The organism is Streptomyces sp. NPDC055955 (genome assembly GCF_042270245.1).
GTDB lineage: Bacteria > Actinomycetota > Actinomycetes > Streptomycetales > Streptomycetaceae > Streptomyces.
The window spans coordinates 172,877-185,486 of the sequence record NZ_JBHJYS010000006.1 but is presented as its reverse complement, the minus strand read 5'-3'; the positions used below and the strand labels follow the sequence as shown (position 1 = coordinate 185,486).

12 protein-coding genes are annotated in these 12,610 nt (G+C 70.8%); 9 read left to right on the top strand and 3 right to left on the bottom strand.

The window, feature by feature from the left end:
* Positions 1-101 precede the first annotated feature (101 nt).
* The 6 genes from ACFC96_RS14450 (at position 102) to ACFC96_RS14425 (ending at position 7,002) form a co-directional block, all read left to right on the top strand.
* A complete protein-coding gene (locus tag ACFC96_RS14450) occupies positions 102-1,310 on the top strand; it encodes an alpha/beta hydrolase (RefSeq protein ID WP_376262985.1) in 1,209 nt (402 codons plus the stop codon).
* A 76-nt stretch (positions 1,311-1,386) separates the two neighbouring features.
* Positions 1,387-2,244 carry a DUF4429 domain-containing protein gene (locus ACFC96_RS14445; RefSeq protein WP_376612478.1) on the top strand — a complete coding sequence of 286 codons (858 nt, stop codon included), beginning with the start codon at positions 1,387-1,389 and terminating at the stop codon, positions 2,242-2,244.
* Between the two features lie 168 nt (positions 2,245-2,412).
* Positions 2,413-3,777 carry a sensor histidine kinase gene (locus tag ACFC96_RS14440; protein ID WP_376612476.1) on the top strand — a complete coding sequence of 455 codons (1,365 nt, stop codon included), beginning with the start codon at positions 2,413-2,415 and terminating at the stop codon, positions 3,775-3,777.
* 16 nt (positions 3,778-3,793) lie between these two features.
* On the top strand, positions 3,794-4,471 hold the full coding sequence (locus ACFC96_RS14435) for a response regulator (protein ID WP_376262993.1): 678 nt from the start codon (positions 3,794-3,796) through the stop codon (positions 4,469-4,471).
* Positions 4,472-4,657: 186 nt separating this feature from the next.
* Complete coding sequence (locus tag ACFC96_RS14430; RefSeq protein ID WP_376612474.1) at positions 4,658-5,788, top strand: alpha/beta hydrolase; 1,131 nt, start codon at positions 4,658-4,660, stop codon at positions 5,786-5,788.
* On the top strand, positions 5,785-7,002 hold the full coding sequence (locus ACFC96_RS14425; protein ID WP_376612472.1) for an acyltransferase: 1,218 nt from the start codon (positions 5,785-5,787) through the stop codon (positions 7,000-7,002). The genes ACFC96_RS14430 and ACFC96_RS14425 overlap by 4 nt, the downstream gene beginning before the upstream one ends.
* A gap of 69 nt (positions 7,003-7,071) precedes the next feature.
* Here the strand turns inward: ACFC96_RS14425 and ACFC96_RS14420 are convergent, their stop codons facing one another.
* The gene (locus tag ACFC96_RS14420; RefSeq protein WP_376612471.1) at positions 7,072-8,118 is read right to left on the bottom strand and encodes an aldo/keto reductase; all 1,047 of its coding nucleotides are present in this window, start codon (positions 8,116-8,118) and stop codon (positions 7,072-7,074) included.
* 5 nt (positions 8,119-8,123) lie between these two features.
* Positions 8,124-8,585: a MerR family transcriptional regulator gene (locus ACFC96_RS14415; protein WP_376612469.1), complete on the bottom strand. Its 462-nt coding sequence runs from the start codon at positions 8,583-8,585 to the stop codon at positions 8,124-8,126.
* 154 nt (positions 8,586-8,739) lie between these two features.
* Here ACFC96_RS14415 and ACFC96_RS14410 point away from each other — a divergent pair, with 154 nt between their 5' ends.
* Positions 8,740-9,549 carry a serine hydrolase domain-containing protein gene (locus ACFC96_RS14410; RefSeq protein ID WP_376612467.1) on the top strand — a complete coding sequence of 270 codons (810 nt, stop codon included), beginning with the start codon at positions 8,740-8,742 and terminating at the stop codon, positions 9,547-9,549.
* 57 nt (positions 9,550-9,606) lie between these two features.
* On the opposite strand, the gene ACFC96_RS14405 is transcribed toward ACFC96_RS14410, so the two are convergent.
* Positions 9,607-10,263, bottom strand: coding sequence for a pirin family protein (locus ACFC96_RS14405; protein ID WP_376263116.1), 657 nt, complete (start codon positions 10,261-10,263; stop codon positions 9,607-9,609).
* Positions 10,264-10,360: 97 nt separating this feature from the next.
* On the opposite strand from ACFC96_RS14405, the gene ACFC96_RS14400 reads away from it, so the two are divergent.
* Together ACFC96_RS14400 and ACFC96_RS14395 are read left to right on the top strand one after the other, a co-directional pair.
* Positions 10,361-11,575 (top strand): CdaR family transcriptional regulator, encoded by a 1,215-nt coding sequence (locus ACFC96_RS14400; protein ID WP_266670200.1) that lies wholly within the window; start codon positions 10,361-10,363, stop codon positions 11,573-11,575.
* An 89-nt stretch (positions 11,576-11,664) separates the two neighbouring features.
* Complete coding sequence (locus ACFC96_RS14395; RefSeq protein WP_376612465.1) at positions 11,665-12,603, top strand: ACP S-malonyltransferase; 939 nt, start codon at positions 11,665-11,667, stop codon at positions 12,601-12,603.
* Positions 12,604-12,610: the final 7 nt, after the last annotated feature.

The following is a 12,610-nucleotide window of genomic DNA, read 5'->3' as shown; positions in this document are numbered from 1 at the left end:
CACCTGAGCTAGGTCCGTTTTGTCTCAATTACCCCGACGGAAACGTGATCTGCCTCACCGCTTTCGCGGGTTGGTCCGCGGTTCTCCTAGGGTGTCCCGCAGTGACTTCCTTCGACTCATCCCCGCAACTCAGCGTCTGGCGCGCACTGCTCGCTCTGGCCGTCGTGTTCGTCATGCTGGCGACCACCGGCTGGACCGCCGTGCGCCACAAGGGCGTCACCTCGCCGGTCAACGCCGCCATCACGGCGTGGGAACACGGCCACCTCAACGGGCGCGCCCTGCCGGACCCGGACGGCTCGCCCGCCCGCCTCGCGCAGTTCTTCGCCTCCCTCACCAGCCAGCAGCGCACCCGGCTCGTCACCGACTACCCGCTCGCCGTCGGCAACATGAACGGCGCGCCGGTGGAACTGCGCTATCGCGCCAACCGCATCGCCCTCGACCAGGCGCGCAAGGCGGCGCGGAAAAGCACCCACGACAACCGGCTCTCCACCGCGGGACAGCGCGACGCCGGCCAGCGCATGAACCGGTACGCGTCGCTGATGCGCCCCGACCGCAAGATCCTCGCCTTCGATCCTCTGGGCACCGGCCGCGTCGCCGAGGTCTTCGGGGACCTCGACAAGGCCCAGCGCATCTCGGTCGTGATTCCCGGAGTCGACACCAACCTCCTCACCTTCCAACGGACCTTCCGCAAGTACTCGGCGCCGGTCGGCATGGCTAGCTCGCTGTACGACGCGGAGCGTGCCGCAGCACCCGGCACACGGACCGCCGTCATCGCCTGGGCCGACTACACGACGCCCGCGGGTCTCGGCGTCGACGCGGCCACCGCGATGCGCGCGGACGAAGGCGCCACCCGGCTCAACGCCCTCGTGCGCGCCCTGCCGGGCCGCACCCCCGTGGCCCTGTACTGCCACAGTTACGGCTCCGTGGTGTGCGGTGTCGCCGCACACAAGCTGCCCTCCCGGGTGAGCGACATAGCGGTGGCCGGTAGCCCCGGCATGCGCGCCGGGAAGGCCTCGAAGCTGGGTACCCACGCGCGCGTGTGGGCGATGCGGGACAGCGACGACTGGATCCAGGACGTGCCGTATCTGGAGGTCGGGGGGATCGGCCACGGCGCCGACCCCGTCTCCCGGGGATTCGGCGCCCGGGTCCTGTCGGCCGCCGGCGCACATGGGCACACCGGCTATTTCGAGCCCGGTACGGAGAGCCTCAGCAACTTCGCCGACATCGGCGTCGGGTCGTACCGCACCCTGCGGTGTGCGAGCGGGCATGACACCTGTCGTGACGGATCTTCCGGCGCCACGTCCGCCTGACGCGCGTAGAAATCGGTGAAACAGGGGCACGACGCAACAGGGGACGGAGGCGCGCGTGCCGCATACGATGAGCCGCATGGGTGATGTACTGGCCGGATTTCATGCCGCCTGGGAGTTCGAGTCCGACTCCGTGCTCATCCGCTTCGAACGGGGAATCCGCACGCCGAGGCTGCTGAATGCACTCGGTGAGCGCCGCATCCCCTATGAGGCGATCGCGGCCGTGACACTCACTCCCGGCAAGCGCGGGACCGTCGTCCTGCGCGCCACGCCGAGACCGGGCGCCGATCCTCTGATGGACGCGGCCGCGGGACAGCTCAAGGAGGGGTGCGACCCCTACCGGCTCGTCCTGCCCGCCGAGCGCGAGACACTCGCCGAGTACTACGCCGACGAGCTGCGTGGCGTCCTGCCCCTGGACGGCAGCGCGCCGACGGGCCGCTACCTGGTGGCAGCTCCCGAGGCGCCGCTGCACTTCAAGGCCTACGACGGCAAGGCCTCCTTCGACGGCAGGTCCGTGGCGTTCCGCTGGTTCTGGACCGGGGCGTCGTCCGCGAAGTGGAAGGCCGGCGACAAGAGCTTTCCCGTCTCGGATCTGAGCGGCGTCGAATGGCGCTCGCCCGAGGTCTTCGAGGGACATCTGCGACTTCTGCACCGGGACACACCCGAGCAGCCCGCCCAGGCCGACCAGGACCCGGCCGCCGTGATCTTCGGTCTCGGATACGGGCCCGTGCACGAGTCGCTGCCCTTCGCCGCGTCCGTCCTCGCCGCGGTGCGGGCCGAGGGCTCGGCCCCGCCCGCGTCCGGCGCCTCCCCCGCCCGGCGTGACCCGGCGGACATCGCCGACCGCATCCGTCACCTCGGCGAGCTGCACCAGGCCGGCCTCGTCACCGACGCCGAGTTCTCCTCGAAGAAGGCCGAGCTGCTGGCGGAGCTGTAGGGCGGCCTCGCGCGGGCGACCCCGGCATGGGGTGCGGTCGGGCGCAGGAGGCCTCGTCGAGGTTCGGCGTCCATCGACGGGCCCGTCATGTCATACCTGGGTACGGGGTCCGGTGAGCTCCTAGGTATGACGGCGCCGCGGGTGGTTGTTGCCTACGCTGAGCAGGCCATGAGCACCACATCGACTGCACCTGATCAGGAGCCCCGCCCGCCGGACGGCAAGGCCGCGTCGCCGGGGGGCCTGCGTCGCGCGCTCGCCACCGTCGTCGGCGGGCTGCGGGCGGCCGGGGCGTCGCTCGCCGCTCCCGCGGGACCGGCCGAGCCTCTGCTCGGGCGGTCCTCGAGGCGTTGGGTGCGGCTGGTCCCTTATGTGATCGCGTTGGGATTCGTCGCCACACTGATCCCGGTCACCACCCAGGTCCTGTCGAACGACTACGGGGTCCCCGGTGGACTCGCCGGCGCCCTGGCGGTCGCACAGGCCGCTCCGCTGGTGCTCGCCGTCAGTCGGCCGTTGCTCGCATGGGGCATCGTGATCGTCGCGGACGTCGTCGGGGCGATCGTCATCCTGGGTTCGGCCTCCCATCACGCCGCGCCCTGGACTCCCATGGTCATCGTGGGATATCTGGCCCTGTGCTTCGCCCTCTCCCTGCGGGAGGGCAGACGCACGCTCCTGGGGGTCTGGCTGGTCACGGTGGTGTCCGGACTCGCCCTCGACCTGTTCCGTCCTTCGGACAGCCAGGCCACGAGCGTGTTGATGATCGTGCTGAGCGGTGGGGTGCTGCTGTTCGGGGCGTTGCTGCGCGAGCGCGGGGAAGCGCAGCGCAGACTCGTCGAGCAGGAGACGATCAACGAGGCCGAGCGTTCCCGGCGCACTCTTCTTGAGGAACGTGCTCGTATCGCACGGGAGTTGCACGATGTGGTGGCTCATCACATGTCGGTGATCACGGTGCAGGCGGACTCCGCGCCGTACCGGCTCCAGGGACTGACGCCCGAGGCGTGCGAAGAGTTCGGCTCGATAGCGGCGGGTGCCAGGGAGTCGCTCGGCGAGATGCGGCGGCTCCTCGCGGTGCTGCGCAGCGAGGACGCGTCGGGTGGTGAGCGTGCGCCCCAGCCAGGTCTCGGCCGGCTTCAGCAGCTGGTGGAGGCCACGGTGCGGGGCGGCGTCCCGGCGGAGTTGTCGATGCCCGAGCTGACCCTGGTCGGGGAGCTGACCGATGTGCCGCCGGCGGTGGACCTCTCGGCATACCGCATCGTGCAGGAGGCCCTGGCCAATGTCGTACGGCATGCTCCCGGTGCCCGTACGCAGATCTCCGTCTCCAGGGATGAGGACGCCCTGCTGGTGATCGTGGTCAACGGCCCGGCGGGCGAGCACGCCTCGCCCGTGGAGACGACCGGCACGGGACACGGTCTCATCGGGATGCACGAACGCGTACGGTTGGTCGGCGGCACACTCGACGTGGGCCCGCTGCCCGGGGGAGGCTTCCGCGTCGCGGCCCGACTCCCACTGGTCGACCCCGACTCCACCTCTTCATGAAGGAATTCGGCACCGCATGACCATCCGCGTGATCATTGTCGACGACCAGGCCATGGTGCGAGCGGGGTTCGCCGCGCTGCTGGCCGCGCAGAGCGACATCGACGTCGTGGGCGAGGCTCCGGACGGCAAGCAAGGTGTCGAGGTCAGCCGGACCACACATCCCGATGTCGTCCTCATGGACGTGCGGATGCCCGAGATGGACGGGATCGCCGCGACCCGCGCGCTCCTCGACCCTCCACCGGGCGTGATCCACCGACCCAAGGTCCTGATGCTCACCACGTTCGACGTGGACGACTATGTGTACGAGGCGCTGCGCGCCGGCGCTTCGGGTTTCCTCCTCAAGGACGCCCCGCCGGCCGATCTCATCGCCGCGGTGCGCGTGGTGGCCGCCGGAGAGGCCCTGCTCGCCCCGACGGTCACGCGCCGGCTCATCGAGGACATCGCCAGGCAGCGCCCGTCCGGCCGCAGGGACCGTTCGCCGGAGCTGAACTGTCTGACGCCACGCGAGACCGAGGTCCTCGAACTCATCGCCCGGGGTCTGTCCAACCAGGAGATCGCGGAGAAGCTGGTGCTCGCGGAGCAGACCGTGAAGACCCATATCGGCCGTGTGCTGGCGAAGTTGGGGCTGCGAGACAGGGCGCAGGCCGTGATTTTCGCCTATGAGACCGGTCTCGTCACGCCCGGCGCACCGTAGGCTCGGGCTCCGGTATCACCCGCCGCACCCAGGTCGGCGCGGGCCTTCGCTGCGCACCCCCTACCTGAGTAGCACCTCCGAATACCCGGGTATCACCCGAGAGTTGGCTCCCCGGTGTGACGTGGAGCCGTGCGTCGTCTCCCTACCTTCCCCTCGTCACGCCACCGGACGGAGGGGAGACGGGCGATGCGCCTGCGCTCATGGAAACAACGCGGCCGTAGGACACTGGTCGCCGCCGCGCTCACGACGACCGTCGTGGCGGGCACGACGGGCTGGGCCGTCGGCAGCGAGCAGAGCCCTCTCACCGGGCCGCCGCCCGGTGCGGCATCGTGGCGTGCGGACCATGCGCTCGGTGTCGAGCTGCCCGATCCGGCGACTGCGAAGCCGGCCCAGGTGGCAGCATTCTTCCGCGGGTTGGACGACGCCCGGCGACAGGAACTGGTCGAGCGGCATCCGACCGTGGTCGGCAATCTGGACGGCGCTCCGGTGGGCCTTCGCTACGAGGCCAACGTCCGTGCGCTGAAGGCCGAGCGCGACCGAGTCCGGGCGCGAACAAAGGACGCGTCGCTCACGTCTCAGGATCACGCGCAGGCTCGCTTCCTCGTCACGCGATACACCGAACTCCTGGAGCACGGACGGCAGATACTTGCCTTCGACCCGCGCGGTCGCGGCCAGGTGGCCGAGGTGTTCGGGGACTTGGCAACCGCCGAGCATGTCTCCGTCGTCGTGCCCGGCTCGGACATCGACCTGAGCTCGTTCGACCGTGCCAAGGACCCGTACGGCACCCCGGCGGGGATGGCTCGCTCGCTGTACGAGGCGTCGGGCGGCCGCACTGCGGTCGTGGCGTGGGTGGGGTACACGACGCCGGTCGGCCTGGGACCCGATGCCGCCACCGGCCGGCTCGCCGAGGCGGGCGCGCCGAGGCTGACCCGCTTCGTCCAAGGTCTGACGGCCTCGGGCGCGCCCCGTCCCGCAGTGTTCTGCCACAGCTACGGATCGGTGGTCTGTGGGCTCTCCGCCAACCGGTTGCCCGCGTCCGACCTCGTGGTGCTCGGCTCCCCGGGTCTGCGCGCCGACACGGTGGCCGATCTGCGCACCGAGGCCCGTGTCTGGGCCGCGCGGGACGACAGCGACTGGATCGGCCGTGTGCCGAACGTCGAGCTGTTCGGCCTGGGCCACGGCACCGACCCCACCGACCCTTCCTTCGGCGCCCGCCGCATTCCGGCCCACCACGCCGAGGGTCACACCGGCTACTTCGAGCCCGGCACGGACTCGCTGCGCGCCTTCACTCTCATCGCCACCGGAGCCACGTCATGAGTATCGCGAACCTGCGCAGGACCGCGTCCGCCATCGACGCGAGGACACCGGCCCACCGGGACCGGGCGATAGACGGTCTGCGCGCGCTCGCCCTGCTCGCCGTGCCCATGGGCCACTGGCTCCTCGGCGGCTTCTCACGCGACGGCGAGGGCGCGCTGCACAACGCGAGCCCGCTGTCCTCCTTCGGATTCCTCGCCCCGATCAGCTGGGTGCTGCAGATGCTCGGCATCTTCTTCCTGGTGGGGGGCTACGCATCCGTTCTGTCGTACCGCCGGACGCTGGAGGCGGGCGGGTCGACGAGCGCCTGGCTGCGTGGCCGGCTGGCTCGCCTGGGCCGCCCGGTCCTCGGGGTGACGGCGGTATGCGCCGCGCTGATCCCCGCGTTGTACACGCTCGGGGTGCCGGAGCAAACCCTCCACACAGGATCGACGCTGGTGATACAGCCGCTGTGGTTCGTGGGCGTCTACACGGTGATCACCGCGCTCACGCCGTACTGCGTACGCGCCGCCCGAAGGCTGGGGGCGTGGGCGGCGGCACCGCTGCTCGGGTCCGTGGCCCTGATCGACTTCCTGCGGTACGGGCCGTACGCGGACGCCATGCCGTCCTGGCTGAGCCTGCTCAATCTGCTCCCCGGCTGGATGTTCGCCTACCAGCTGGGCGTCTGCTGGGGCGAGAAGAGGATCGGCAGGCGTGGCGCGTGGGCGCTGTTGATCGGAGGCGCCGCCCTGTTCGCGACGCTGCTCCTCGCGTTCCACTACCCGGAGTCGATGGTGGGCGTGCCGGGCGAGGCGCGGACGAACTCCCATCCGCCGTCCTTGCTGGTGCTCGCGCTGGCGGCCGCGCAGAGCGGTGCGGCGATGCTCCTGCGGGACCGGATCGGCAGGCTGCTGCGGCGGCCCGCGCTGTGGGCACCGGTCGTCGTCATCAACCTCTCGGCGATGACGATCCTCTGCTGGCATCAGACGGCGCTGCTGGCAACGGCGATACCGGGTTCCTTCGCCGGCGCGATACCGGGGCTGACGACGAGTCCGGACTCGCTGGGCTGGATAGCAGCGAGGATCGCCTGGCTTCCGGTCTTCGCGGGGCTGCTCGTGCTGATCGGCAGGTACACGCGGGGCTTCGAGGCTCCCTGGAAGCGGGCGACTCATGTGCGGCGCGTGCTGGCCGGGCTGCTGGCAGCGGGGTTCGCCGCGTTCGCCCTGGGGCTCGCGTGAGGTGCCGGCCGGTCGCCGCCGGGGCAGGGGATGCCCCCGGCGACGGACCGGGCAGGTGGCTCCCGGGTGTTACTCGCGCCCCGCCGAGGTGAAGGTCATGTCGGCGTAGCGGTTGCCCGCGACCTGGGAAGCGATGGGGGCGACCAGGGCGAGTTCGTCGTCGGTGAGGGTGATGCGGGTGGCCGCGGCGTTCGCCTCGATGCGGCTGCGCTTGCGGGTGCCGGGGATCGGGACGACGGGGAGTCCGAAGGCCTGCGACTGCTGCTGCACCCAGGCCAGGGCGATCTGGCCGAGGGAAGCGCCATGGGCCTCGGCGACCTGGCGCACCGGCTCGAGCAGAGCCGCGTTGGTGGCGGCGTTGTCGCCGGTGAAGCGGGGCTGCTGGCGGCGGAAGTCGTCCGGATCGAGTTCCTTGTCGGCGCTGACGAAGGAACCGGTGAGGAAGCCGCGCCCGAGAGGCGAGTACGGCACGAGGGCCACGCCCAGTTCGGCGGCGGTCGGCACGACCTCCTTCTCGATGTCGCGGCTGAACAGCGACCACTCGGACTGGAGGGCGGCGATCGGGTGGACTGCCTGGGCGGCGCGCAGTTCGCCGCCGGTGACCTCGCTGAGGCCGAGGTGCTTGACCTTGCCGGCGGCGACGAGTTCGGCCATCACGCCGACGGTCTCCTCGATCGGCACGTTCACATCGCGGCGGTGCATGTAGTACAGGTCGATGGTGTCGACGCCGAGACGCTGAAGGCTGGCGTCGATGCAGGCGCGGATGTACGCGGGATCGTTGTTGATGACGCGCTTCGTGGGGTCGCTCGGGTCCACACCCAGGGCGAACTTGGTGGCCAGCACCACCTCGTCACGGTGTGCCTTGAGGAAGGGGGCGAGGAACTTCTCGTTCTCGCCGGCGGCATAGGCGTCGGCGGTGTCGTACAGAGTGACGCCGAGTTCCAGGCCCCGCTCCAGGGTGGCCCGCGCCTCGTCGGCGTCCGTCGGACCGTAGGCCCAGCTCATGCCCATGCAGCCGAGGCCCTGCACGCCCACCAAGGGCCCGTTGTTTCCCAATTCCACAGTGGAAATCCGCTGCGGCTCCCCCGTGTGCTGCTTCTGTTCCGTGCTGCTCATACGGTTCAGGCCCTCTCCGACGCCCGTCGGGCGCCCGCATAGAAGTCGATCTTGACATCGAGTACGGACAAGGTGTCCTGGAGTTCGGCGATCCGGGACAGCACGTCCCTGCGCGTCGATTCGAGAAGCTCGCGGCGCTCCTCGAACGTGTCCTCACCGACCCGCACGAGTTCGGCGTAGCGCACCATGTGGGCGACCGGCATCCCGGTCAGCCGCAGCTTGCCGACGAAGGCGAGCCAGTCGAGATCGCGGTTGCTGTAGCGGCGCTGACCCGTGTGCGAGCGGTCGATGTGAGGCATCAGCCCGATCCGCTCGTACCAGCGCAGCGTGTGGGCGGTCAGTCCGGTGAAGGCCACGACCTCACTGATCGTGTAGTGGTCCTGGCCGTCCGGGCGCGGGTGAGCGGTGGGGCCCGGTGCGCAGACGTCGGCCTTGCTGGGTGCGGGGGTGGTCTCCATCACCGTCATGCCCCCACGCTAGAACGTTGAAGTGCACTCGAAGCAAGCGCATCGGGGAGGAATTCCGGACGGCGTGCGCCGACGTGACGCGGCCCGCGCGACGGTTCGGCCCTGACCGTGGGCGTAGGAGGGCGTCTACGCGGGGCCCGTTAGGCTCGTGGCCATGCAGAGCCTTGCGATGATCGAGAACTGGCCGGTACCGACCGCCGCCGCAGCCGTCGTCCGCGCGGACGGCACGGTCCTCGGGGCGCACGGCCCGACGGCCCACCGTTTCCCGCTGGCCTCGGTCACCAAGCCGCTCGCCGCCTACGCGGCCCTCGTCGCCTATGAAGAGGGCGCGATCGAGTTCGACGACCCGGCCGGACCCGAGGGCTCCACGGTGCGCCACCTCCTCGCGCACACCTCCGGCCTCGCCTTCGACGAGCACCGGGCGACATCGGCGCCCGGCACCCGGCGGCTGTACTCGAACGCGGGGTTCGAGGTGCTCGGGGACCACATCGCGAAGGCGACGGAGATCCCGTTCGCGGAGTATCTCCACCAAGCGGTTCTCGAACCCCTCGGGATGAGTTCGACCACCCTGGAGGGCTCACCCGCCAAGGACGGGGTGTCGACGGTGGACGACCTGGCACGATTCGCCGCCGAGGTGCAGGCTCCCCGGCTGCTCGATCCCCGCACCGTCGCCGAGGCGATGACCGTGCAGTACCCGGGCCTCAAGGGCGTACTGCCGGGGTACGGGCACCAGAACCCGAACGACTGGGGGCTCGGGTTCGAGATCAGGGACTCCAAGTCGCCGCACTGGACGGGCAGTTCGTCGTCGCCGCGGACGTTCGGGCACTTCGGGCAGTCGGGCACGTTCCTGTGGGTCGACCCCGAGGCGGGTGTCGCGTGTGTGGCGCTGACCGATCGGGCCTTCGGGCCGTGGGCGGCCGAGGTGTGGCCCCCCTTCACGGACGCGGTGCTCGCCGACGTGTGAGGGGTCGGGCGTGAGGGATCGCGCCCGAGGGGCGCGCGGCCGTCCGCAAGGGGGACCTCAGCCGGCGGCCATCTCCCACAGCAGCAGTTCCGCCGGTCCTGACGCCACGGCCTCGAGACCGGATTCCCCGGCGATCCTCACCGAGTCGCCCGGGCCCAACTCCTCACCACCGAGCACCACTTCGCCGTGGACGACATGGACGTACACCTGGGCCGCGTCGGGGACGGCGGCTCGCTCCCCCGGTCCGAGGCGGCGCACATGCAGCAGTGAGCCGGCCTCGGGCACGTCGTAGGGGGTGGAGTCGGCGATGCCGTGCACGACCTCGTAGACCGGGTCGCCCCCCGGCTCCAGAGGGGCGAGCCACATCTGGACGAAGACGAGCGGGTCGGGGCCGTCGTTGCGCTCGACATGACGCACCCCGCCGCCCGCGCTGAGGCGCTGCACGTCGCCCGGAGCGACCACGGACTCGTGCCCTGTCGAATCGCGGTGGGTGAGCCGGCCCGAGACGACCCAGGTGACGATCTCGGTGTGGCTGTGCGGATGCTCGTCGAACCCCGCGCCCGGGGCGAGGCGCTCCTCGTTGCAGGCCAGGATCGACCCGAAGCGCAGGTTGTCGGGGTCGTAGTGAGGCCCGAAGGAGAAGGCGTGGAACGACTCGATTCCGGCGTCCGGCTCGCCGCCGGGGTACCGGTCGCCGGAGCGACGTACATCCATCACGCCGTACACGGTAGACCCCGGGACGGGGACGTCCGCGCGGCCACCTTGCACCCTCCACTCCGCTGAGCCGTCCCGATAAGGCAGTCTTGTCCCCGTGCCCGAACCCTCAGCGAACGAAGCCCCGGACCATCGCGACCACCGTGCGAACCCCCACCCGCACTCCGCGACCCTGAAGCGCCTGGAGAAGTCGTCCGGGAGCCTCGCCGCGCAGGCCATCACGCGCATGGACGAGACGCTGCCGTGGTACCGGGCGATGCCACCGGAGAACCGCTCCTGGATCGGGCTGGTCGCGCAGGCCGGTATCGCAGCCTTCACCGAGTGGTTCCGGCACCCGGACGCCCCCCAGGCGATCTCGACCGACGTGTTCGGCACCGCGCCGCGCGAGCTGACCCGAGCCATCACGCTGCGCCAGACCGTGGAGATGGTCCGCACGACCATCGAGGTCATGGAGTCCGCGATCGACGAGGTGGCGGCGCCCGGCGACGAGTCGATCCTGCGTGAGGCACTGCTCGTCTACGCACGGGAGATCGCCTTCGCGACCGCCCAGGTCTACGCGCAGGCGGCCGAGGCGCGAGGGGCGTGGGACGCCCGGCTGGAGTCCCTGGTGGTCAACGCGGTCCTCTCGGGCGAGGCCGACGAGGGTGCCGTCAGCAGGGCCGCGGCGCTCGGGTGGAATTCGCCGGAGCACGTGTGCGTGGTGCTCGGCACCGCTCCCGAAGGGGACAGCGAGCTGACGGTCGAGGCGATCCGACGGGCCGCCCGGCACGCCAAGCTCCAGGTCCTGACCGGGGTGCTCGGGGACCGTCTCGTCGTCATCGCGGGCGGCAACAACAATCCGCTCCAGGTCGCGAAGTCGCTGATCGGCCCGTACGCGGCGGGGCCTGTGGTGGCCGGCCCCGTGGTGCCGGACCTGCTCGCCGCCACCAGGTCGGCACAGGCCGCGGCCGCCGGACTCAAGGCGTGCGGGGCGTGGCAGGACGCTCCGCGCCCCGTTCTGGCGGATGATCTCCTTCCGGAGCGGGCGATCGCGAGTGACCCTGCCGCGCGCGAGCAGTTGGTGGAGGAGATCTACAGACCGCTCGAGGAAGCCGGCTCGGCACTTCTGGAAACGCTCAGCGTCTATCTGGAACAGGCGAGCAGTCTCGAAGGAGCGGCCCGAATGCTCTTCGTCCACCCGAACACCGTCCGCTACCGGCTCCGACGTGTGACGGACGTCACCGGCTGGTCACCCTCCGATGTCAGGTCGGCGTTCACGCTGCGGATCGCGCTGATCCTGGGGCGCCTGGCCGACGCAGATCCTCAGTCGTAGTCGTTTGTCGGGGGTCTACAATTCCCCCTTCGGTTCTTCGTCCCTGTCCCCACGGGCGGCCGTGGCCGTCCACAAGAGAGAGTGTGAGAGTGCTCGTACTCGTCGCTCCCGGCCAAGGCGCCCAGACGCCCGGCTTCCTGACTCCCTGGCTCGACCTCCCCGGTGCCGCAGACCGCGTAGCCGCGTGGTCGGACGCCATCGGGCTCGACCTTGCCCACTACGGCACGCAGGCCGACGCGGACGCGATCCGCGACACGGCCGTCGCTCAGCCTCTGCTCGTCGCGGCCGGAATCCTGTCCGCCGCCGCGCTCGGCGACATCACTCCTGACGCCGTCGCGGGCCACAGCGTCGGTGAGATCACCGCGGCGGCCTTCGCCGGGGTTCTCGACGACACCGCCGCCCTCCAGCTCGTGCGCAAGCGGGGCCTGGCCATGGCCGATGCGGCCGCCGTGACCAAGACCGGTATGTCCGCCCTGCTCGGCGGCGACCCGGAGGTCACCGTCGCGCACCTGGAGAAGCTGGGTCTGACCCCGGCGAACGTGAACGGCGCCGGCCAGATCGTGGCCGCGGGCACCCTTGAGGAACTCGCCGCGCTCGAGGCCGACAAGCCCGAGGGCGTACGCCGGGTCGTGCCGCTGACGGTGGCCGGCGCGTTCCACACCCGCCACATGGCTCCCGCGGTGGCGAAGCTGGACGAGGCCGCCCAGGCCCTGATGCCCGCCGACCCCACGGTCGCGTACGTGTCGAACAAGGACGGGCGGACGGTCTCCACCGGTGCCGAGGTCGTCTCGCGCCTGGTCGGCCAGGTGGCCAACCCGGTCCGCTGGGACCTGTGCATGGAGACCTTCAAGGAGCTCGGCGTGACCGCGCTCGTCGAGGTGTGCCCGGGCGGCACCCTCACCGGACTCGCCAAGCGCGCCCTGCCCGGTGTGAAGACCCTCGCCCTCAAGACCCCCGACGACCTCGACGCAGCCCGCGCCCTGATCGCCGAGCACTCCTCCGCCGCGGCGGACACGCAGACGGCCTGACAAGGAG